The organism is Streptomyces sp. NBC_00057, assembly GCF_045041165.1.
GTDB lineage: Bacteria > Actinomycetota > Actinomycetes > Streptomycetales > Streptomycetaceae > Streptomyces.
Genome location: NZ_CP108256.1, coordinates 1,836,632 through 1,859,075, shown reverse-complemented (window position 1 = coordinate 1,859,075; position 22,444 = coordinate 1,836,632). Strand labels below are relative to the sequence as shown.

Genomic DNA, 22,444 nt, shown 5'->3' with positions numbered 1-22,444 from the left:
CCCCGTGCAATGCGGCCGCCGCCCCTGCCCACGCCTCAAAGAGGGCGGTTCACCCGCCCACGCTGTACAGCGGGGCGCGGTTGCGTCTACCAGTAATGCCGTCGTCCGCCGACCGCGTGGCCCAGGTGTCCCAGCAGGAACAGGATGGCCCCGATCACGATCAGGATGATCCCGACAGTCCACAGGATGGTGATCTTGGCCAAGAACGCCACAATCAGCAGAACGACTCCGATGACGATCACGGTTTCCTCCGATCACGCATGAACCCCAGCGCTAATCGTCCTCTCTGCCTGCCTCACTGACAAATTGATCAGCAAGGTCAGCCAGGGCCCGCCGTACCGCAGGCCGGACGCGTGCTCACCTGCGCGGCCGCAGTTCCCCCGTCTCCACCACGACGCCCTGGCGCCACCGGGTCCCACGACGAGCGCGCCCTTCCCGGGGGAGTGGCACGGACGTGGACCGGAAGACTGCCCGCACCGGCGATGTCGACCCTACTGAATGCGAGGGTGACCCCGGCTGGACTGCTTGTGCAGGGTTGGAAGCTGCCGGACCCGACGACTACGCGTCCCGCCCTGGCGCCTGGTGAAAGGCGACGTCGGCCCAGGCGCCCAGAGCGGGGCGGGGCGGCATATCGAGTGTGACGGCGATGATGCGGCCTTGGGCCAACCGTGACAGCTGAGGGCGAGCGGTGCAGTGTCGACGCGCCCTGCTGTCGGCTGAACGAGCTACCTCTCACGAGCAGGCGCTGAGCCTGATCGCCGAGGACGCCGCCGTGGCCTGCCAGATGTGCCGCCCCGACACCGCCGTCGGCATGCTGTGGCTAGTGGTCCGTCGCACGCTGGTTTCATGCGCTCCGCACCGATAGTCGTGCACCAGCCGTCCCCGTCCGGAGGCCGCCGGGTTACCGCTTACGGCCACGTCCTCGGCCTCGCCCACGATGATCACGACCTGATTGAGTTCCTCCGCCGTGTCGGTCTCCCGGACCCGGAGACTCTGATCGACGATTCCCAGATGGTGGAGTGGCGGGGCAGCCGTGCCCACCAATGGGACGCGGCCTGACCTTCGCCCCCTCAGAAACCGAGGAGTCTGCCGGTGTGCGCCTTCCAGCCTTTCGGTGGTCCAGCTACCGGGCCGCTCGCTGAGCCTCGTCGATCAGATACGTTCGGGAGTGCTGCCTGACGGGTCGACACCTGAGGCTCTCCGATTGAGTGGCGCGGATGCGCATCATCCCGCGTCAGTAGTCGCCTGAGTCCATGTCCGTCCGCAACTGGTGCACCGTACGGCGGGGGCTGCCCCGGCACCTACGTGGAGGTCGAGGGGCCGTCGCAGATTGGGCAGAGCTCAGCGAGGCGTACCTGCCCGTCGCCGATGTCGAGGGCTCGCTCGATCGCGCGGGCGGACACTGCGACGACGTCGATCTGGCGCTGCTCCTCGTCGGTGAGGGGGCGGCATGGGCCACGGATTCCTTGGGCGGGGGCGAGGAGCCAGAGCGCGGAGAGCGGCGCGGTGCGCTGGCCGGTGTACCGCCAGCGACGCGGGTTTCTGGACTGGCGGAGCGCCAACTGGTTGCGGCGGGTGTCGTCGGCGGCCTTACGGCGGGCGCGCAGATCTGTCGGCCAGGAGCGGCGCGGCGGAGCGGGGGTGATCGGAGCGTGTTGGACGCCGGCCGCGGTCCGGTCGGCGAGGCCGCCGCACGCTCGCGCGGGCAGACGTCCCGCCAGCTGGACGCGCTGGTCCTCGCCGACCTGACCGGCACCAGTGAGAAAAGACCCCGACCTCGACGCCGAGACAGTGGACGGCGACGCCTCGGAAGAGGACGAAGACAGTGTGGAGTCGATGCTCTCCGGCAACAAGTCCCATCGGGGCAACGCCAGCCTCAACTCGCTGATGGACGAGCTGGGGGCAGGTCCTCGCCCGCCGGGCAACGCCGCCCGGCGTTGGCTGCCGTCGTCCGACCCGAGCTGCTGACCGGCGCCGGGGATCCCTACCCCGGCCTCACGCTGGAGCATCTGGGGAGCCCTCCTGCTCCCCAAGCCCCTGCAACAGCGTCCGAACCCGCCGCACGCCGACCACGGTTCCCCAGGACTGGACCCGGGTGCAGGAGAAGTTCGTCGACCGGCCCGACGACGCGGCTTGCTCATACGACCGCTGACTGGCCTGTGGGGCTCGAAAAGTCGTCGCTGCAGGTCACGCGGCGTATCGATACTCGTTGATGATGCCGCCGAGGACCCTGGTGCGGAGCAGGCTTCGGTCGTCGAGGTCGTGCACGATTGCGGGCTGTTCGGTCGCGCTGGGCGGTAGCTGTTGCCGGGATTGGTGCGGCCGGTGTCCGTTGTAGTGGTCCTGGTAGTCAGTCAGGACCTTCCTGGCGTGGCTCTCGCTCAGGATCAGGACGTGGTCGAGGGGCTCGCGGCGGATGGTGCCGATCACGCGTTCGCAATGCGCGTTCATGCGCGGTGCCGGGGCGCGCTGAGCAGCACCTCCGTGTCCTCGGCGGTGAAGACGGCATCGAAGGCGTCGGTGTACCTGGCTGTCGCGGTCGCGTAGCAGGAACCGGGGCCCGGCGCCCCGCTCGCCGAGGTCGGCAGCGATGTTCCGGGCCTGTTGTACCGCCCACTGCGCGGTGGGTGCGCGGTCACGCCGGTGATGTGCAGTCTCCGGGTGCCGTGCTCGATGAACGCCATCGCGTACAGGCGCTTGCCCCAGTCCGTGTCGATAGGGAAGAAGTCCGCGGCAAGGATCCCCTGAGCCCGCGCCGTGAGGAAGTCGCGCCAGGTGGGGCCGGAGCGGCGCGGGGCCGGGTCGATGCCTGCTGCGTGCAGGATCTCCCAGACCGTGGAGGCCGCGATGGGGTGCCGGGTCGGGCCAGTTCGCCCTGGATGCGGCGGTGGCCCCGGCGGGGATTTTCATCGGCCAGGCGCAGCACGAGACTCTTGAGTGCGGCCGTCGTCGGCGGCCGTCCGGTGCGGGAGCCGCGGGCGGAGTAGTCCCACTTCCTGGCGATCAGTTTGCGGTGCCAGGCCGGCAAAGTGCCGGGGGTGACGGGGAAGACGGCGGTCCAGCGGTCACGCGGTATCAGCGAGCTGAGGGCGGCGAGCCAGAATCGGTCGGCCGGCTCATAGCGCACCCTGCCCTTCACATGCCTGCGCAGGATGGCATTCTCGTGCCGCAGCACCAGCAGTTCGGCATCCTTGGCGGTGTCTCGGCGCAGTAGGACCGCGGGGACGGACAACAGCGCGCGGGCGGTGCGGCAGAGCAGGGACGCGATCACCAGGGCAGCATGACAAGTCCTTACCGACGCCCCTGGAGGCGGGTGCTGACCAGCCGCGATGACTTTACGAGCCCCCACAAGCAGTCCCCCCACCCGCGCTGATCCCTGCGCTTCAGCGAAGCGAACACCTCGGCCACGAACTCGCCACACACCGGCCGAGCGGACGCCCTTCTTCAGGATTCAGGTGTCGTCGATGGTCAGCACCGCTCCGCAGTCTCCGATCTGCCTCATCAATTGGCGCAACTGCACACGCGTGGTCTGCGCGCTGACCGCTATCGCGTGGTCGCCCTCACTGACCGGCACACCCCCCCAACAGCGGTGGTCAGCGCAGGAAGGGACGGTGTTGTGGCGGATGTCCCGTCCGTCGGCGTGCGGAATATAGGCCAAGAGTGCCGGTTAGCCAAACCGGTGATGGTGACGACCATGGGACTTGCTCGCGTTCGGCAGTCTGCGGCCGCCCTGCTGCGGACCCAGCGCTGGAATGCGGCGATGTCCATGCCTGCGTGGGCGGTTCCACGCCCTCAAGGAGAGTGAAGTTGTGTCTGTTCCGATCAAGAAGCTTCCCCCTAATGCGAAGGGGCAGATCCGGTACCGGTTTGTGGTCGACGTGGGAACTCACTCCTCGACTGGGAAGCGGCAGCAGGTGACCCGCACCTTCGACACGCTGAGGGAAGCGAAGGCCGAGTATGCGCGCATCACGAACCGTCGCTACGAGACGGCGTCCGTGCCGTTCGACGCGCGGACGCTGGACGAGTGGCTCGATCAGTGGCTCGCAAAGAAGGCGGAGGACCTGGAGGTGAGCACCGTCTACAGCTACACCATGACCCTGGGCCGGCTTCGGGGAAGACTCGGGCACATCCGGCTTCAGGAACTCACTGAGGATGACGTCGAGGCATGGATGAAGTGGGCGCTGCGGGAGGGACGGGTTCGAGGTGGCAAGGCGGGCACCGGTCTCGGGGTGGCCTCGGTCGAGATGTCGCTGGCGCGGCTGAGAGAGGCGCTCGACCGGGCGGTGACGCGGCGCCTCGTCGAGGTGAACGTCGCCCGGGAGGTGACGATCCCCCGGAACCTTCGGAAAGCGGAACGGCGGACGAAAGCGATGCTCCCGCCCTGGAACCTCGCGGAGGTACGCGCCTTCGTGTGCGCGGTCAAGGACGACCGACTGTGCGCCGCTTTCCTTCTGTCCCTGATGGGACTGCGGCCGGCGGAGATCTGCGGGACGCGCTGGGCCGACGTCGATCTGGGAAGGGCCACCCTGGCTGTCACCCGGACCCGGACGCTGATGGGCAACCGGTTCGTGGTCGAAAAGGATGCGAAGTCGCTTGCCGGTGAGCGGCAGCTTCCCCTGCCCGATCTGGTGGGGGAGGCCCTCGCCGGCTTCAAGGCCACGCAGATCACCGAGAAGCTCGCGGCGGGGGAGAGATACGAGGACAACGGGTACGTGCTCGTAGATCGACTCGGCAGGGCACTCAACGGGCGGCAGCTGCGTGAGCGGGCGTACCAGGTCATGGCCGAGAACGCGCTGCGCCGGGTCCGTTTGTACGACGCCCGCGCGAGCTGTTTCACCTATATGAACGGGGTGCCGGACCATCTGCTTGCCCGCTGGGCAGGGCACACCGACGTCCGGACGACGAAGCGTTGGTATGTGAAGCCGGATGTGGAGGATCTACGGCCGGCCGCGGATACGTGGGGAGAACTGGCGAGGGCCCCCGCCCCCGCTCACGAAGAGAATGTGAGATGTGGGAGCGTGAAGGGGTGAGTGAGAAGAACGTCGAAACCCTGCAATACCGCTTTGACGGGCCGGAAGAGGCCCCGGTCCTCGTCATGGGGACCTTCCTCGGTGCTACATGGCACATGTGGGACCGGCAGATACCGGAGCTCACCCAGCACTGGAGAGTCTTCCGCTTCGACCTCCCCGGCCACGGCGGCGCCCCTGCCCAACCCGCGGCCGCCGTCACCGAACTCTCCGACCGGCTGCTCGCCACTCTCGACGGGCTCGGCGTCCAGCGCTTCGGGTACGCGGGCTGCTCCATCGGAGGGGCGATCGGCGCCGACCTCGCGCTGCGCCACCCGCACCGGGTCGCCTCGCTGGCACTGGTCGCCGCCTCGCCCCGGTTCGGCAGCGCCGACGAGTTCCGCCAGCGTGGGGTGGTCGTCCGCACCAACGGCCTGGAGCCGATGGCCCGCACCGCACCGGAGCGCTGGTTCACCCCTGGTTTCGCCGCCGCCCAGCCGGCCATCGTCGAGTGGGCCGTCCAGATGGTCCGCACCACCGACCCCGGCTGTTACATCGCCGCCTGCGAAGCCCTCGCCACCTTCGACGTCCGCGGCGAACTCGGCCGCATCACCGTTCCGACCCTCGTACTGGTCGGCGCCGAGGACCGGGTCACCGGACCGGGCGACGCCCGCACCCTGGTCGCGGGCATACCGGACGCCCGGCTCGCCCTCGTCCCCGGAGCCTCCCACCTCGCCCCGGTCGAGCAGCCCGGAGCCGTCACCGATCTGCTCCTCACCCACTTCTCCACGGCCTGGCAGGACACCCTTCCCGCCATCCCCGTCCCGCCCTTCGCCCCGCAGCTCTCCACCCCGGTGCTGCCCATCGCGGAGATCACCGCCGCCACACCGCAGCCCGAGACCGGGACCACCGGACGCGCCGACCCGTACGAGCCCGGCATGAAGGTGCGCCGCGAGGTGCTGGGCGACGCCCATGTGGACCGGACCATGGCCGCCTCCGACGATTTCACCGGCGATTTCCAGGAGCTGGTCACGCGCTACGCCTGGGGCGAGGTGTGGACCCGGGAGGGCCTGGACCGCCGCACCCGCAGCTGTGTCACGCTCACCGCGCTGGTCGCCTCCGGCCATCTGGAGGGCCTGGCCGTCCATGTCAGGGCCGCGCTGCGCAACGGCCTCACCCCGGCCGAGATCAAGGAGGTGCTGATGCAGACCGCCGTGTACTGCGGCGTACCGGCCGCGAGCGCCGCCTTCTCGATCGCCCAGACCGTGATTCAAGAAGAAACGACGCCCCGCCCGTAGCAGGATGGGGCCCATGAACGCTGTGAACCCCGTGCACCTGACACTGACCAAGAAGACGCACTCCTGCATCCGTCTGGAGAAGGACGGGCGGACGCTCGTCATCGACCCGGGCGGCTTCTCGGAGCAGGACGCCGCCGTCGGCGCCGACGCGATGCTGGTGACGCACGAGCACCTCGACCATTTCGACGAGGAGCGGCTGCGCGCCGGCATGGAGGCCAACCCGGCCGCCGAGATCTGGACCCTTCGCAGCGTGGCCGACCAGCTCTCCGCGGCCTTCCCGGGCCGTGTCCACACCGTCGGCCACGGCGACACCTTCTCCGCGGCGGGCTTCGACGTGCAGGTGCACGGCGAGCTGCACGCGGTGATCCACCCGGACATTCCGCGGATCACCAACATCGGCTTCCTGGTGGACGGCTCGGTCTTCCATCCGGGCGACGCGCTCACCGTCCCCGACCAGCCGGTCGACACACTGATGCTCCCCGTGATGGCCCCCTGGAACAAGATCTCCGAGGTCATCGACTACGTACGCGAGGTCAAGCCGCGCCGCGCCATCGACATCCACGACGCGCTGCTCACCGATCTCGCTCGCCCGATCTACGACCGGCAGATCGGCAGCCTCGGCGGCGCAGAGCACGGCCGGCTGACCCCGGGTGACTCGACCGGCCTGTGACCGGCGCCGGTCCGGCGACTGTCAGTGGGAGCCGCTAGGTTTACGTACATGCGCATCGCCACCTGGAACGTCAATTCGATCACCGCCCGCCTCCCGCGGCTGCTGGCCTGGCTGGAGAGCACCGGCACGGACGTGCTCTGCATCCAGGAGACCAAGTGCGCGGCCGAGCAGTTCCCCGCGGACGAGCTCCGCGAGCTCGGCTACGAGTCCGCGGTCAACGCCACGGGCCGGTGGAACGGGGTCGCGCTGGTCTCCCGGGCCGGCCTGTCCGACGTCGTCCAGGGCCTGCCCGAAGGTCCCGAGTACGACGGGGTGCAGGAGCCCCGGGCGATCTCCGCGACCTGTGGCCCGGTCCGCGTCTGGTCGGTGTACGTGCCCAACGGCCGCGAGATCGAGCACGCGCACTACGCGTACAAGCTGCGCTGGTTCGAGGCCCTGCAGAAGGCCGTTGCCGCGGACGCCGCCGGCTCGCAGCCCTTCGCGGTCCTGGGCGACTTCAATGTGGCCCCGACCGACGAGGACGTCTGGGATCCGGCGGTGTTCGAGGGCGCGACCCACGTCACTCCCGCCGAGCGCGCCGCCCTCGCCGCACTGCGCCAGGAGGGCCTGTCCGACGTCATGCCGCGCCCGCTCAAGTACGACCGCCCATACACCTTCTGGGACTACCGGGAGCTGCGCTTCCCGAAGAACAAGGGCATGCGGATCGACCTCGTTTACGGCAACGCGCCCTTTGCCGCGGCGGTCAAGGACAGCTATGTGGACCGCGAGGAGCGCAAGGGCAAGGGCGCGTCCGACCACGCCCCGGTGGTCGTGGACCTCGATCTCTGACGCCTCGGACGGGCCGTCATTGTCAGTGGTCGCCGATACGGTGGTCGATGTCCTTATCCCGCTTGCTGGCTGCTTGCTGTGACCAGGACAGCCCCGCCCGTTCAGCGCCGGGCGGGGCTTCATTCATTGCCGGTCAGACCGCAGGAACTCTGTCCCGACTCCGGTCGGCGGCCCGGCGCATCCCCAGTGACGCCCCGGCGGTGCCCAGCGCCAGGACCATCAGGAGTGCGCTTACCCAAAGCGGTGAACGGAAGCCGAACCCCGCATCGATCGCGAGCCCGCCGAACCAGGGGCCGAGCGCGGCACCCACATTGAACGCCGATGTGGCGAACGAGCCGGACAGGGTCGGTGCGTCGGCCGCCAGCCGGAACACCCACGAGATCAGCGCCGTCCCGGTGCCGAACGCAAGCATGCCCTGGACGAAGACGAGCACGACCGTTGCGAACGGGCTTCCCGCGGTCAGCGCGAACCCGGTCCAGCCGACGGCGAGCGAGAGCAGACCGGCCGTGGTGAGGGCGAGCGGCCGAGCGTCGATGATCCGGCCGGCGACGGTGGCCCCGACGAACGAGCCCAGGCCGAACAGTGCGAGCAGGGCGGGCACCCAGGCGGCACCGAGTCCGGTGACATGGGTTGCGAGCGGTTCGAGATAGGAGAACGCGCAGAACGTCGCCCCTTGCACGAGGGCGCTCGTCAGCAGGGTCAGCAGCAGCCGCGGACGGGCCAGGGCCCCCAGCTCGTCGCGTGCGGGTGCGGGGGTGGACTCCGGCCGTGCCCCCGGAATCGTCCTGGCGATCACGACGACGGCCGGTACGGAGACGAGGGCCACGGCCCAGAACGCCGACCTCCACCCCCAGTGCCCGCCCAGCGCCGCACCGGCGGGCACCCCGGCCACACAGGCGATGGTGACGCCCCCGACCACCACGGACGTGGCGCGTGCCCGGGCCTCGGGTCCGACCATGGAGACCGCCGTCACCAGGGCCACGGCCCAGAAACCGGCATTCGCCAGCGCCCCGACGACCCGCGTCGCGAGAAGCACCCCATAGCTGGGGGTGAGTGCGCCGATGACATGGACGGCGCTGAAGACGCAGAGGAAGAACAACAGGGCACGGCGGCGCGGCCAGTTCCGGCTGAAGAGCGCCATCAACGGCGCCCCGACGACCATCCCGATCGCGAAGGCCGAGGTGAGCAGGCCCGCGGTCGGAATGGACACGTGGAGGTCGGCGGCGATGTCCGAGACCAGACCGGACAGCATGAACTCGGATGTGCCCTGGGCGAAGACGGCTAGCCCGAGCGCGTAGACAGCAAAAGGCATGAAGAAACCCCATGGACGGCTGATGGATGGACCAGGCAGGGCGTGTGGGCCGCGCCCGCCCGTCATCACGGGCGGCAACGAGGAAGAACGTCCGGGGCGTTCATGGACGGGACTCGACAACGCGGCAGGCGCCCACGTCGGAGAATCTGCGCACGAGCGCATACAAGGAAAGCGCAGCCCACACTGCTGTGGTCCTGCGGCGGCAGTCCGACGCAGCGACCCCGCGGCCGGCACACGGCCGGGCGGGATCAATTCGAGAGCGGATCAGCCACCGGTGGACCGGTGGCTAGTCTCTGTCGGACTCGGGGCTCGACATGATCGCGAAGCTACCAGCACGGACCCGCTCTCCGCCAGCACTTTTTGCGCCAGGACACCGGAGCCCGGGCATGCCTCGGCCGGCGCACCGGATCGGCCTCCCGCAACGTGGCGCAACCCCGGTCACACGGGCAGTGGCCGGTCACAGCGGGCGGTGGTGATCTGCGACGAGAGCCCCGGGCAGCAGCGGACATCCACCGCACGTGCCCCGTTCGTCGGTCGGGGCGAGGAGAACAGGAGCCCGTGGGCCTGGTGCCGGAGTGCTCGTGCTCGTGCGACGCGCAGGGACCAGGAGGCCGACTGCGAAAGGGAATCCGACTGTCGCAATAGAAGCTTCACGCACCCGATACGGGCGAGGCATCCTTGCGAGGCCGGGTGTTCACGGTCGCCCCGTGTTGTAGTTGCGCCAAGATATCAAGCTGTCATGTGTGGTGGATCTGATCCTCTCTTGCGCGGTCAGCGGCGCGAGAGCCCTTTACTGCTCTCCAAAGGATGAAGATGCCCCGAACCGATTCCCCGTTCATCACCCGTCGTGGCTTCATCGGCGCAGTTGGCGCGGCCTCCGTACTCCTCGGTACCGGAGCCGTCGCGAGCTATCCGGCAGTTGCCCAATCCCGGTCCGCGGAACGGGACTTCCCGTTTCGCGTAGGCGTCGGATCCGGTGACCCGCTGCCCAACTCCGTGGTGTTGTGGACCCGTCTGGCGACCGACCCGCTCGCCCCCGACGGCTCCGGCGGAATGCCGCCCCGTCCGGTCGCTGTCCGGTGGGAGGTCGCCGAGGACGAGCGGTTCCGTCGCGTGGTGAAGCGGGGCACCGTCACGGCGACGCCCGAACTCGGTCACTCCGTTCACCCGGAGGTGTGGGGCCTGCGTCCCGGTCGCGCGTACTGGTACCGCTTCCGTGTCGGTGGCCACATCAGCCAAGTGGGCCGCACCAGGACCGCTCCGTCGTACGACGCCAGGGTCTCGTCGCTGTCCTTCGCGTTCGTCAGCTGCGCCAACTGGAGCGATGGCTTCTTCACGGGCTACCGCCACCTCGCGAACGAGGACATCGACCTGGTCGTCCACCTCGGCGACTACACCTACGAGTACGGCATCAACGCCACCGGCGGCGCCCGTAACCAGCCGATGGGCGGTGAGTTCCGGCGCGAGGCAACGGACTTGGCGCGGTACCGGCTGCAGTACGGGCTCTACAAGAGCGACCCCGACCTGATGGCCGTGCACGCCGCGCACCCCTTTGTGGCGACCCTCGACGACCACGACGTCGAGAACAATTGGGCCGACGAGTTCCCCGAGGCGTCGAGCCAGAGCAAGGGCGAGCTGTGGCTGCCGCGCCGTGCGGCGGCGTTCCAGGCCTACTACGAGAACCTGCCCTTGCGCGCCGGGGCGATCCCGGGCGGCGCCGACATGCGGATCTACCGCCGGTTGGCCTACGGAAACCTGGTCGACTTCAACGTCCTCGACACTCGGCAGTTCCGCGACGACCAGCCGTACGGTGACGGCACCCACGCCCCCGGACCGGAGAGCACCGACCCGTCGAAGACGATGATGGGCTTCGAGCAGGAGGCGTGGCTCCTGGACAACTTCGCACGCTCGAAGGCCCGCTGGCAGGTGATCGCCAACCAGGTACCGATGGCCGAGGTCGACCTGGACCCCACCGAGGCGAAACTGCTCTTCATGGACCCCTGGGACGGGTACGCCGCCAACCGCCGGCGCATTCTCGGCGGCGCTCTCGAACGCGACGTCGACAACCTGGTCGTCATCACCGGCGATCGCCACCAGAACAACGCCAGCAACCTGCTCCTCGACTATGACGACGCGCGCTCGCCGATCGTCGGCAGCGAGTTCGTCGGCACGTCGATCACCAGCTCCGGTGACGGCGTGGACATGAACGAGTGGGGGCGGACAGCCCTCGCCGCGAACCCTCACATGAAATTCTTCAACTCGCAGCGCGGGTACGTCCGGTGCAGCGTCACGAAGAACGAGTGGCGCAGCGACTTCCAGGTCATGCCGTACGTCAGCCGGCCGGATGCGCCCATCTCGACACGGGCGACGTACGTCATCGAGAACGGGGTGCCGGGTGTGCAGCCCGCATGAGGGTGCGGTCAGCGCCGGCACGCGGTACGACCGACGCTCCGAGGCGGACCTCGACGCCACGCGGCCGACCGGCCGCAGCGCGTGCGACGCTGCCCGCCGGACCTGACCGACGGCGGACGAGGTCCGGCAGTCTTCATGAGCCGGTGTCCGAGGGGGAGCGCTCGAGCCCACTCGGACACCGGTGAAAAAATCCCTGTTGGTCAGGGCCTTTGCCTTCCGGCCGTGGACTCACCCCTCACAGGGCCCGCAGCGCGGCGAGACGGGCGGTATCGCAGGCGTAGCCGAGCGAAGTGACGGAGGAACCGGGGGCGAAGATGTCGACGCACGTACCGTAGCTGGAGAAGCTGGAGCGGGCGTTCGTACTGGCGATCACGTTCGCGGTGGTGCCGCTGCCGTTGCAGTCGAGGACGCGCACGGCGACCGGGCTCACGCCCTTGGCCACGCCGTAGGTGCCGCTGCCGACGGTACCGGCGGTGTGGGTGCCGTGACCGTTGCAGTCGGAGGCGACGGAGTCGTTGTCGACGAAGTCGTAGCCGTAACCGGCCCGGCCGCCGAAGCCGCTGTGTGTGATGCGGATGCCCGAGTCGACGATGTAGGCGGTGACATTGCTCGCTGTCGTCGAGTAGGCGTAACTGCCGCTGAGCGGCAGATTCGTCGGATGTGTTCCGGATGACGAGTCGGAAACGGAGGCCGGTGTGCCCGGACTGGGCGGGCTGGTTTCGGCGTCACGGATTCGCATATCCGTTCACTCGTGCGTCTGATCGATGGTCTCCGGAGTCGGCTGCCTGGCCGGTATCGGGTCGCAGTCCATACCCCAAGGTGCGGCGATCCGGGGCTGGTTTTGTGTCATGGTGGGCTGATGGTCGCTTCGCGATGTTGACTGAGTGGGGGCCCGGTGGGAGTTGAGTGGGAGATGATCACGGTGGATGTGAGTGAACCGAGGGTGATGGGAACGCGTTGCCCGGCATCGCCCGTGGGTGGTGCCCCCCGAACCGGGACGCCGTCCAGCTGCAGTGCGCCCCAGGGAAACCGATCATGAACATCCCTTTCTTGGACAACTGGCGCAAGCGTCACGACGGTACGCGAGGGGTCGGGCTCGCCGCCGTCGTGGCCGACCCCGACGGCGTGGCCGAGCTCCTTGCCGAGTGCGAGCTGCTGCGTGTCCGGGCGGGGCAGCGGGGGCTCGAACTCGATGACAGCCCGGCCTCGTTGGCGGCTCTCGACCAGTTGCCGCCGCGCTGGCGCGACGATCCCGAGGAGCTGCCCTGGCTGGGCAACGACGCGGGGCTGTACCTGGGCACGGTTCTGGTGCGCAACGTCCCCGGTGCGGTCTGGAACATCTGGCCGAGCGGACAGCCCGTGGTGCGGCTCGCCTCGGGGCGGGAGATCGATGTGGTCGAGGCCGGGCTGGACTGGGCGATGGCTGGCAGCCCCGAGCTCTCGCAGGTGTACTCGGAGTCGGCCGAGGGGTAGAACTTTCACTAAAGCAAGATAAGACGCCTTATGCCCCATTTATGCGTGTCGGAGGCGAAGTCCCTTTTCGCGCTGGATAGTTTGCGCTGACCTCGACATAGCGACAAGTGGGTGGGGCAGCGTATGGCCGTCGATCCGTTGATCGAGCTGCGGGACGTCAACAAGTTCTACGGGCAGTTGCACGTGTTGCGGGACATCAATCTCACCGTCGGCCGCGGGGAGGTGGTGGTGATCATCGGCCCCTCCGGCTCCGGTAAATCAACGCTCTGCCGGACCATCAACCGGCTGGAGACGATCGAGTCGGGTCACATCGCGATCGACGGCAGGCCTCTTCCCGAGGAGGGGAAGGGGCTGGCCCAGCTCCGGGCCGAAGTGGGCATGGTCTTCCAGTCGTTCAACCTGTTCGCGCACAAGACCGTGCTGGCCAATGTTTCGCTCGCGCAGCTCAAGGTCCGCAAGCGGAAGAAGGACGACGCCGACCGGCGCTCCCGGGAACTGCTGGAGCGGGTCGGACTCGCCTCGCAGGCCGAGAAGTTCCCCGCCCAGCTCTCCGGGGGCCAGCAGCAGCGGGTGGCCATCGCGCGTGCCCTCGCCATGGACCCCAAGGCACTGCTCTTCGACGAGCCCACCTCTGCACTCGACCCGGAGATGATCAACGAGGTGCTGGAGGTCATGCAGCAGCTCGCCCGGGACGGCATGACCATGGTCGTCGTCACGCACGAGATGGGCTTCGCCCGCTCCGCCGCCAACCGCGTGGTCTTCATGGCCGACGGCCGCGTCGTGGAGGACCGTACCCCCGAGGCGTTCTTCACGGCTCCGGAGAGTGACCGCGCCAAGGACTTCCTGTCCAAGATCCTCAAGCACTGACGGGGAGCTCCGTGTTGCGTACGAGAAGAGTTCTGGTCGCCTGTGCCGGTCTCCTGCTGGCCGTGCTCGCCGCCGGTTGCGGCAAGGAGGGCAGCCCGCCGGTGAAGGGCCCGAAGCCCGAGCAGCTGCCCGTGTACAAGGTCGACACCAGCTTCCGGCTGCCTGAATCACCGACCTGGAAGAAGGCGAAGAAGCGCGGATACCTCCGGGTCGGGGCCAAGGAGGACCAGCCCTATCTGGGCGAGAAGGACCCGGCCACCGGCGTCTACTCCGGCTTCGACATCGAGATCGCCAGGATGATGTCGGCCTCGCTCGGCTTCGACCCGAAGACGATCCGCTTCAAGACCATCGCCTCCGCCAACCGCGAGACGGCGCTTCAGAACGGCCAGATCGACTACTACGTCGGCACCTACACCATCAACGCCATGCGCAAGAAGCTCGTCGGCTTCGCAGGGCCCTACTTCATGGCCGGGCAGTCACTGCTCGTCCGCACCGACGAACACGACATCAACGGCCCTCAGGACCTGGCCGGCAGGACGGTCTGCTCGGCGGCCGGATCGACCCCGTACCAGCGCATCGCCGCCGACTACCCGAAGGCGATCCTGGTCGCCTATGACACGTACTCGATCTGCGTCGACAACCTGCTGACGTACCAGGTCGACGCCGTCACCACCGACGACGCGATCCTGCTGGGCTTCGCCGCCAAGGCGCCCAAGGAGCTGAAGGTGGTGGGCAAGCCGTTCTCCGAGGAGCCGTACGGCATCGGCGTCCCGCGCAGCGACAACGCGCTGCGGTTCGCCCTCGACGACGCCCTGGAGGCGAACGAGAAGAACGGCAACTGGAAAAGGGCGTTCGAGGCCACACTCGGTCTGTCCGGGGTGCCCGCGCCGACTCCGCCGCCCATCGACCGCTACCCGGCGACCTGAGAGGGCGGGCATCGACCATGGACGTACTCACACAGAATTTCTCGCTCTACGGCAAGGGCTTCCTCGGCACGGTCGAGCTGACCGTCTACTCCTCGATCCTGGCCCTGCTCCTCGGCTTCTTCATGGCCTCCTGCCGGGTGGCTCCCGTCGGCTCGCTCCGGGTGCTCGGCACGGTCTGGGTGACGGTGCTGCGCAACACCCCGCTGACGCTGCTCTTCTTCGCCGTCCTGCTCGGACTGCCGCGCTTCGGCCTGGTGCTTCCCTTCAAGGTCTTCGCGGTCCTCGCGCTCGGCTGCTACACCTCCGCGTTCATCTGCGAGGTGCTGCGCTCCGGCATCAACACCGTGCCGACGGGGCAGGGCGAGGCGGCCCGCAGTCTCGGTATGACGTTCGGTCAGACGCTGAACAACATCGTGCTGCCGCAGGCGTTCCGTTCGGTGATCCCGCCGATCGGCTCGACGCTGATCGCCCTCGCCAAGAACTCGGCGATCGCCGGGGCTTTCAGCGTCACCGAGCTGCTCGGCACCTACAAGACCCTCAATGAGCTGGGTTACAGCATCATCTGGACCTTCGTCTGGATCGCCGTCGGCTACCTGATCATCACCCTGTCCATCAGTGCGCTCTTCAATGTGCTGGAGAAGCGCTGGGGAGTCGCCCGATGACCACCCACACCACGCCGTCCCCCACCGCGCTGTACGACATCCCGGGCCCGGTCGCCCGTAAACGCCACCGCTTGTACGGGATCGTCTCGACGGGCCTGATCCTCGTCCTGGTCGGCTGGGTCATCTATCTGCTCTTCGACACCGAACAGTTCACCAGCGCCAAATGGACACCCTTCGAGTACAAGGGCATTCAGGAGCTGCTGCTGCGCGGCCTGGGCAACACCCTCAAGGCGTTCGCGTACGCCGCCGTGCTCTCCCTCGTGCTCGGGGCGGTGCTCGCCGTCGGCCGGCTCTCCGACCACGGGGTCGTGCGCTGGGTCTCGACGCTTCTGGTCGAGTTCTTCCGGGCCATGCCCGTTCTGGTGATGATCTTCTTCATCTTCGTGGCGCTGAAGGTGCAGCCGCTGCCCGCGCTGGTCACCGGTCTGACCCTGTACAACGGCTCGGTGCTCGCCGAGGTGTTCCGTACCGGAATCAACTCGGTGGAGCGCGGCCAGCGCGAGGCCGCGTACGCCCTGGGGATGCGCAAGACACAGGTCACCACGTTCGTACTGGCCCCACAGGCGGTGCGTGCCATGCTGCCCACGATCATCAGCCAGCTGGTGGTGGCGCTCAAGGACACCTCGCTCGGCTATCTGATCACCTACGAGGAGTTCCTCCATGCGGGCAAGCTCATCGCGTCCAACCTCGACTACGATCTTCCCTTCATCCCTGTGGTGATGGTGATCTCGCCGATCTACATCGGGATGTGCATGCTGCTCTCCTGGTTCGCCACCTGGGTGGCCGAGCGGGAGCGGCGCAATCCGAAGACGAAGGCCGTGGAGGTCGCACCGGCCGAACCAGGAACGCTGCTGCCGGGAGTGCAGTAGACGGGACCCGCTGCGAAGCGGTCCCCGAGGGGCAGTGCCCGCCCGGCAGCAGCCGGTGATCACTTCTCGCGCAAGGGAACGGACACGTACGACGGGTCCGCCTGGGGTGAGGAGAAGGTCAGCTGTGAGCCGGCCGGGTTGTGCTCGATGTACAGCGGGTCGACGGTGTCGATCGCCAGGGTGAGTCGGTGACCGGCCGGGACGTCGTAGGCGGTGGAGAACAGCTCCAGGTCCACCGGGAACGGCCGGTCCGGCGTCTGCCCGTGGAAGGTGTGGGGGGCGTTACTGACCAGCTTGCCGAGGCCGAGCGGCCCTTCGTCGTAGAGATACGCGACGAAGGTGCCGCTCTCCTTGGTGCTGGTCACTGTGGTGTGCAGCCTGGCCGTGCCCCGGATGTGCTGCTCCGACGCATACTTCTCGGACTGCCAGACGCCTGCGAAGGTACGGGGCAGCAGCGGGATCGAGGCGAGCGGCGGCAGCTTCACGAACTGGTCGAGGGCGTTGGACAGCATGGTGATGCCGCCGTTCGCGCCCGAGTCGGCGTTCGCGTAGATCTTCTGCGTAGAGCCGAGTGAGATCCGCTCCTTGGCTGCGCCGACCGACTTCCAGTCCGGATAGCCCTCGTAGCCACCGTCGTTGCGGGACTTGAGCTGGACCGGCAGCTCCTGGTCGATGCCGTTGCGCTCGCCCTTGAGGTAGCGGTCGAACCAGCGGTGGGCGTCGGTCCAGGTGTCGTTGGGCAGGCCGAGCAGTCCGGTGGCCTCTGCGGTGGCGTGGTCGCCGGGGCGGAACTCCAGGCGCTTGGGGCCGCTGAGCTTGTCGTAGAACGAGGCGTACTGGTTGGGCGGGAAGATCGTGTCGCCCCAGGCGTTGCCCATCATGATGGCGGCGCCGTTGGCGTTGATCTCGTCGAGGTAGGTGGCAGGGGAGCGCTTCTTCCCCCAGGCGATCATGTCCTGTTCCTTGGCGAGGTCGGAGCCGAGGAAGTCGGTGAGCGTCTGGTTCAGCTCGTCGCTCGGGCGGCCGGTGAGCAGGCCGAGGCCGCCGAGGAGGGCGGCGGCCTGGAGGTGCTGGGTGCGGCCGCTGTAGATGGAGCCGATGAGATCGGCCCAGCCGCTGAGAGCGACCACGGCCTTGATCCGCTTGTCGTGCCCGGCGGCGAGGAGGCTGATGCCCGCGCCGTAGGAGACCCCACCCATGCCGATGCGGTCCGGGTCGGACGGGGTGTTGGCGAGGGCCCAGTCGATGACCGAGGAGGCGTCCGCGAGGTCGGGCGGGCCCGCGACCTCGATCCTGCCGCCGGAGAGCCAGAAGCCCCGTGAGGTGTAACTGACCACCACATAGCCGGAGTCGGCGAGCTGCTGGGCCTGGGCAAGGTACTCGACCTGCGGCAGGCCCCAGCTCGTGGGCAGCACGATCAGCGGGTGCCTGTCGCCGGGCTCCGTACCGGCAGGCGTGAACACATTGCCCTTGAGTGTGATCCCGCCGGAGCCGGGGATGTCGTAGAACTTCAGGCTCGGCGCGGCCGCCGCCACGGCTGCGGGCCGGGCGGCGGCCGCCGGGGCCGCGCCGAGGGCGGCTCCGGCGATCAGGACGGCGACTGTTCCGAGGGAAGCGGTGGTGCGCAGGGCCGGGTACGGGCGTGCCACGGGTCACTCCTCACACGTGTCGATGCAAAGTGACCCGACGGTAACCCTGGCTCCTTACTTGAGGTAACTCGTCGGTAAGTTACGCGAGAGTAACGATTGTTGGATGTGGTGTCAGTAGCGCGGCGCGGCTGTGCGGCTCACTGCAGCGCGCTCTTCGCCTGCCAGTCGGACCATGTCACATTCCATGCCCCGTACCCATTGCCCTCCGCGACCGTTCCCTTGGCGTCCGCACCGGTGATCTCGAACGGGTCGCCGACCCGCACCTGCTGGTACAGCGAAGCGGCGTTGGCGTCGCTCATCCCGACACAGCCCGAACTGTGGTTGGCCACCCCGAAGTAGGCGGCGTTCCACGGCGCGGCGTGCGCGTACATCCCCGACCAGGTCAGCCGCATCGACGAGTCGACCATCTTGTCGTAGGCATCGCCCAGACCGACCGTCTCGGAGCGCATGTTGATCGTGCCCTCCTTGGCCATCAGCACGGCCGTGCCGCGCCAGGAGGCCTTCTCGCCGCCCGGGGTGCCGGCCGACATGGGCACGTCCATGACGGTCTTCCCGTCCCGCTTCAGCGTCAGCCGGTGGCGGTCGAGGTCGACCTTGACCACCTGGTTGGTTCCGATGGTGAAGGTGGTCCTGTAGTCGCGGACGAACCAGCCGCCGGACGGGCCCGAGTCGATGCCGTTGAGGTCGGCGTCGAGCGTGACCTTCGTACCGGACTTCCAGTACTCCTTGGGCCGCCAGTCGACGCGGTCCCTGCCGGAGTAGTCCTGCAGCCAGCCCCAGGAGCCCTCGGTGTTGTTCGAGGTGGAGACCTTCAGGGCCTTCTCGACCGCGGCCCTGTCCTTCACCGGGTTGTCGAAGACGATCGACAGGGGCTGGGCGATGCCGACCGTGGTGTTCTTGCCGGGGGCCAGCGTCAGCTTGTTGACCTTGTCGGCCCCGGCGGTGGTGAACCCGGCCTTGTCGCTGCCGCCCTCGGTGTCCTTCGCCTCGACGCTGTACGTGGTGCCGGGCGCGGCCGGCCGGTTGGACGTCCAGGTCCTGCCGTCGGCGGATATCCGGCCGGTGAGCGCGTCCCCTTCGGCCGCGCTCACCGTGACCGTCTTCAGCTTGCCGCTGTCGAGGGTCACCTCCACCGGCTTCCCGGGGGTGGCTTTGCCGCCCTGGAGGTTCACCGAGATCTCGGTGTCCTGCGCCGGCGCCTTCCCGGCCACGTGCCCCGATCCCTTGCCCGAGTCCGATGCGGACGCGCCGGAACAGGCGGTGAGCGTGGCGCCGAGCACCGCGGTACCCGCGATCAGGGTGAGCCGGACCGGGCGGCCGAGCGGGGCGGTACGGCGTATGCGCCGGCGTGCAGAGATCAACGGAAAAACCTCCAAGGCATTGCTTCTCGTCGGTGGAGAGGTATTCACCCGACGATAGGTTCCGCAAATCGGCCGAAAACCGCGAAATCCCCTGTGTGACATGGACCGCAGCGCAACGGTCATCGTCCGGTCACATTCGCCGCTCGGCTCCGTCACGGACCGCTGTGAGCATCCTGTGCAGCCCCGCGGAGCCGACAACGGGGCGGACCAGGGAGGGCCACGAACATGTCAGCGCTGCTCGCGACCGGAGACCGCAGCCATGACCACGAGCTACGGATACGCAGCCTGACCGCCGCCGAGCACAGGGCGTTCGTGTCCACCCGTACGGAGGCAAGCTTTCTGCAGTATCCGTCCTGGGCCTCGGTGAAGGACCGATGGACCTCCGAAATGGTCGGCTGGCACAGCGACTCGGGTGAACCGGCCGGGGCCGCGCTGGTGCTCTACCGGCAATTCCCGGGAACCCGCAAATACTTCGCCTATCTGCCCGAGGGGCCGGTGGCCGACTGGGCCGACCCCGACATCGACCGTTGGCTGCGGCCGCTCATGGCGCACCTGCGGAAGTCCGGTGCCTTCGCCGTACGGATCGGCCCCTCGCCGGCGTACCGCCGCTGGGACACCGCCCGCCTCAAAGCCGCCACCGGCCCCGGCCGCAAGGTGAGCGACGTACTCGCGATGGAGGTGGATCCGCTCGGCACGGCCGTCGCCGAACGGCTCCGGGCCCGCGGCTGGCGCCGTTGCGGCGGCGACGCGGGCGAGGACGCCGACGCACAGCCCCGCTACGTCTTCCAGGTGCCGCTCGCCGGACGGACACCCGACGAACTGTGGTCGGGACTCAACCAGGAGTGGCGCCGCAATGTACGCAAGGCCGGGAAGGAAGGGGTGCGGATCGTCATCGGCGGCGCGGCCGAACTACCGGAATTCCACCGCCTGTTGCGGATCACCGAGGAGCGCGACGGCTTCCGGCTCGGCCGCTCCCTCGCGTACTACCAGCAGCAGTACGCCGTACTCAACGCCGAACACCCCGGCCGGATGAAGCTCTATCTGGCCGTGCACCAGGGCGAGATCCTGGCCGCCCACACCATGATCAGCACCGGCCGGCGGGTCTGGTACCAGACCGGCGCCTCCGCCGACCACCGCCGCGAGGTCCGTCCCAGCAACGCGCTGCAGTGGAAGATGATGCTCGACGCCCATGGGCTCGGTGCCGATGTGCACGACATGCGCGGGGTACCCTCCACCCTTGACCCCGACGACCGCCCCTTCGGGCTGCTCCGTTGGAAGCTCGGCACCGGAGGCCAGGTCGTCGAGACCCTCGGAGAGTGGGAGACATCGGTGGGCGGAGCTGCCAACAACACCTTGTACCGGGCGTTCCAGGCGTACCTGGCGCGCCGATGACGGCCACCGAGGCGGCCACCGAGGCGGCCTCCGCGAAGGCCGCAGAGCGCAAGTCCGGCTCGGTGCTGCGCAGCGGCGCCGTCATGGCGTCCGGCTCCATCGTCTCCCGGGCGACCGGCTTCATTCGCTCGGCGGTAGTCGTCGCCGCGCTCGGCACCGGACTCCAGGCGGACGGGTACACCGTCGCCAACACCGTGCCCAACATCCTCTACACACTGCTCATCGGCGGCGCGCTCAACGCCGTCTTCGTCCCCGAGCTGGTGCGGGCCGCCAGGAACCATGCCGACGGCGGTGCCGCGTACACCGACCGGCTTCTCACCATCTGCACGATCGGGCTCCTCGCCCTCACCGCGCTCACGGTCGTCGGCGCCCCGTGGATCGTCTCGGTCTACGCCCCCGACTACCACGGCGAACAGGCCGATCTCACCATCGCCCTGGCCCGCTACTGCCTTCCGCAGATCCTCTTCTACGGACTGTTCACCCTCCTCGGTCAAGTGCTCAACGCCCGCAACCGGTTCGGCGCGATGATGTGGACCCCGGTCCTCAACAACGTAGTGATCATTGCGGTGTTCGGGATCTATCTGGCCGTCGCGGCAGGCTCCGACGGTACGTTGACCCCGGCGCAGGCCCAGTGGCTCGGCTGGGGGACAACCGCCGGGATCGCGGTGCAGACGCTCGCCCTGGTGCCCGCGCTGCGCGCCGCGAAGTTCCGCTGGCGGCCGCGGTTCGACTGGCGGGGCAGTGGACTCACCCGGCCGCTGCGCGCGGCCGGCTGGCTCGTCATGCTCGTGGCTACCAACCAGATCGCCTACTGGGTGGTCACCCGGCTCTCCACCGCCACCGGTCAGCACGCCGTGGAACAGCATGTGTCGGGCGGAGTCGGCTACACCGCGTACAGCTACGCCTTTCAGTTGTGGGTGGTGCCGCACGGCATCGTGACCGTCTCGCTCGTCACCGCGCTGATGCCCCGGATGAGCCGGGCGGCGGCCGACAACGACCTGGCGGGTGTCCGGCGCGATGTCTCGTACGCCCTGCGCACCTCGGCCGCGGTCGTGGTCCCCGCGGTGGCCCTGCTGTTCGCGCTGGCACCGTGGGTGATGGGGGCCGTGTACGGATACGGGCGCACCGGCGACGCGGACATTGCCGTGATGGCGGGGATGATGATGGCGTTCGCGCCGGGGCTGATCGCCTACTCCGGGCAGTACGTGCTCTCCCGCGCGTTCTACGCGATGAGCGACACCCGCACCCCGTTCCTCCTCAATCTGGTGATCGCGGCGCTCAATGCCGGGCTCTCGATTGCGGCGTATCTGCTGCTGCCGGTCCGCTGGGCCGTGACCGGGATGGCCGGGGCGTACTCGGTGGCGCTGTTCGCGGGCTTCGGCGTCACCGCGTATGTGCTGCACCGCAGGGTTTCCGGCAGCGATGCCGCCCGTCCCTCACTGATGCGTTCACCCGGGCTGTGGGCGCAGCTCCGGCTGGTGATGGCGTGTGTGCCCGCCGGGGTGCTGGGATACCTGGCCGCTCGTGCCTGCGAGGGGCCGGGGGACTTCGCCGCGGTGGGGGCGGGTGCTGTCGCACTCCTGCTCACGGTGGCGCTGCTGGCACGGCCGTTCCGGCTGCGGGAGGTCAGCGCCGTGATCGCGGCGGGCCGGAGGCGGCTGCGGCGGGCGTGAGCCCCGGCGCACATTCCGGTCACCGGTTCGAATCCATTCCTTGATC

The 22,444-nt window shown here is 68.6% G+C and carries 19 protein-coding genes and 1 pseudogene; 13 read left to right on the top strand and 7 right to left on the bottom strand.

The genetic code is table 11. The annotated features are described in order from the left end of the window. Positions 1-86: 86 nt before the first annotated feature. Positions 87-242 (bottom strand): DUF6131 family protein, encoded by a 156-nt coding sequence (locus tag OG953_RS08745; RefSeq protein WP_266749804.1) that lies wholly within the window; start codon positions 240-242, stop codon positions 87-89. 604 nt (positions 243-846) lie between these two features. Here OG953_RS08745 and OG953_RS08740 point away from each other — a divergent pair. Continuing rightward, positions 847-1,059 carry a hypothetical protein gene (locus tag OG953_RS08740; protein ID WP_405683349.1) on the top strand — a complete coding sequence of 71 codons (213 nt, stop codon included), beginning with the start codon at positions 847-849 and terminating at the stop codon, positions 1,057-1,059. 242 nt (positions 1,060-1,301) lie between these two features. Here OG953_RS08740 and OG953_RS08735 read toward each other — a convergent pair whose 3' ends face one another. Further along, positions 1,302-2,009, bottom strand: coding sequence for a hypothetical protein (locus OG953_RS08735; protein ID WP_405683348.1), 708 nt, complete (start codon positions 2,007-2,009; stop codon positions 1,302-1,304). Positions 2,010-2,187: 178 nt separating this feature from the next. Further along, positions 2,188-3,271, bottom strand: a pseudogene (locus OG953_RS08730) (integrase core domain-containing protein). A gap of 538 nt (positions 3,272-3,809) precedes the next feature. Between OG953_RS08730 and OG953_RS08725 the strand changes: the two are divergent. From OG953_RS08725 to OG953_RS08710, 4 genes are read left to right on the top strand one after another with little or no spacing between them, the layout of a single operon-like run. Continuing rightward, the gene (locus OG953_RS08725; protein WP_405683347.1) at positions 3,810-5,030 is read left to right on the top strand and encodes a tyrosine-type recombinase/integrase; all 1,221 of its coding nucleotides are present in this window, start codon (positions 3,810-3,812) and stop codon (positions 5,028-5,030) included. Further along, complete coding sequence (pcaC, locus tag OG953_RS08720) at positions 5,009-6,304, top strand: 4-carboxymuconolactone decarboxylase (RefSeq protein WP_405683346.1); 1,296 nt, start codon at positions 5,009-5,011, stop codon at positions 6,302-6,304. The genes OG953_RS08725 and pcaC overlap by 22 nt, the downstream gene beginning before the upstream one ends. Before the next feature lie 13 nt (positions 6,305-6,317). Then, entirely contained in the window at positions 6,318-6,974 is a 657-nt protein-coding gene (locus OG953_RS08715; protein ID WP_405683345.1) for an MBL fold metallo-hydrolase, read from the top strand. 48 nt (positions 6,975-7,022) lie between these two features. After that, on the top strand, positions 7,023-7,802 hold the full coding sequence (locus OG953_RS08710; RefSeq protein ID WP_405683344.1) for an exodeoxyribonuclease III: 780 nt from the start codon (positions 7,023-7,025) through the stop codon (positions 7,800-7,802). Positions 7,803-7,935: 133 nt separating this feature from the next. On the opposite strand, the gene OG953_RS08705 is transcribed toward OG953_RS08710, so the two are convergent. Continuing rightward, positions 7,936-9,114, bottom strand: a complete 1,179-nt coding sequence (locus tag OG953_RS08705) for a Cmx/CmrA family chloramphenicol efflux MFS transporter (protein ID WP_405683343.1) — start codon at positions 9,112-9,114, stop codon at positions 7,936-7,938. Positions 9,115-9,927: 813 nt separating this feature from the next. Here OG953_RS08705 and OG953_RS08700 point away from each other — a divergent pair. Further along, complete coding sequence (locus OG953_RS08700) at positions 9,928-11,526, top strand: alkaline phosphatase D family protein (protein WP_405683342.1); 1,599 nt, start codon at positions 9,928-9,930, stop codon at positions 11,524-11,526. A gap of 235 nt (positions 11,527-11,761) precedes the next feature. Here OG953_RS08700 and OG953_RS08695 read toward each other — a convergent pair whose 3' ends face one another. Continuing rightward, positions 11,762-12,265 carry a S8 family serine peptidase gene (locus OG953_RS08695; protein WP_405683341.1) on the bottom strand — a complete coding sequence of 168 codons (504 nt, stop codon included), beginning with the start codon at positions 12,263-12,265 and terminating at the stop codon, positions 11,762-11,764. A gap of 296 nt (positions 12,266-12,561) precedes the next feature. Between OG953_RS08695 and OG953_RS08690 the strand changes: the two genes are divergently transcribed. The 5 genes from OG953_RS08690 (at position 12,562) to OG953_RS08670 (ending at position 16,323) form a co-directional block, all read left to right on the top strand. Next, positions 12,562-12,999 carry a DUF6278 family protein gene (locus OG953_RS08690; protein WP_405683340.1) on the top strand — a complete coding sequence of 146 codons (438 nt, stop codon included), beginning with the start codon at positions 12,562-12,564 and terminating at the stop codon, positions 12,997-12,999. Positions 13,000-13,122: 123 nt separating this feature from the next. Beyond that, a complete protein-coding gene (locus tag OG953_RS08685) occupies positions 13,123-13,866 on the top strand; it encodes an amino acid ABC transporter ATP-binding protein (RefSeq protein ID WP_405691731.1) in 744 nt (247 codons plus the stop codon). 14 nt (positions 13,867-13,880) lie between these two features. Then, positions 13,881-14,792: a glutamate ABC transporter substrate-binding protein gene (locus OG953_RS08680; protein WP_405683339.1), complete on the top strand. Its 912-nt coding sequence runs from the start codon at positions 13,881-13,883 to the stop codon at positions 14,790-14,792. Between the two features lie 17 nt (positions 14,793-14,809). Continuing rightward, positions 14,810-15,454, top strand: coding sequence for an amino acid ABC transporter permease (locus OG953_RS08675; RefSeq protein ID WP_327271946.1), 645 nt, complete (start codon positions 14,810-14,812; stop codon positions 15,452-15,454). Then, on the top strand, positions 15,451-16,323 hold the full coding sequence (locus OG953_RS08670) for an amino acid ABC transporter permease (RefSeq protein ID WP_405683338.1): 873 nt from the start codon (positions 15,451-15,453) through the stop codon (positions 16,321-16,323). Before OG953_RS08675 ends, OG953_RS08670 begins: the two co-directional genes overlap by 4 nt. A gap of 59 nt (positions 16,324-16,382) precedes the next feature. Here the strand turns inward: OG953_RS08670 and OG953_RS08665 are convergent, their stop codons facing one another. Continuing rightward, on the bottom strand, positions 16,383-17,972 hold the full coding sequence (locus OG953_RS08665; protein ID WP_405683337.1) for a CocE/NonD family hydrolase: 1,590 nt from the start codon (positions 17,970-17,972) through the stop codon (positions 16,383-16,385). 137 nt (positions 17,973-18,109) lie between these two features. After that, positions 18,110-19,333, bottom strand: a complete 1,224-nt coding sequence (locus OG953_RS08660) for an Ig-like domain-containing protein (protein ID WP_405683336.1) — start codon at positions 19,331-19,333, stop codon at positions 18,110-18,112. A 225-nt stretch (positions 19,334-19,558) separates the two neighbouring features. Between OG953_RS08660 and OG953_RS08655 the strand changes: the two genes are divergently transcribed. Both OG953_RS08655 and murJ read left to right on the top strand, forming a co-directional pair. Then, positions 19,559-20,725: a lipid II:glycine glycyltransferase FemX gene (locus OG953_RS08655; protein WP_405683335.1), complete on the top strand. Its 1,167-nt coding sequence runs from the start codon at positions 19,559-19,561 to the stop codon at positions 20,723-20,725. Beyond that, the gene (gene murJ / locus OG953_RS08650) at positions 20,722-22,398 is read left to right on the top strand and encodes a murein biosynthesis integral membrane protein MurJ (RefSeq protein WP_405683334.1); all 1,677 of its coding nucleotides are present in this window, start codon (positions 20,722-20,724) and stop codon (positions 22,396-22,398) included. Before OG953_RS08655 ends, murJ begins: the two co-directional genes overlap by 4 nt. The last annotated feature ends 46 nt before the right edge of the window (positions 22,399-22,444 follow it).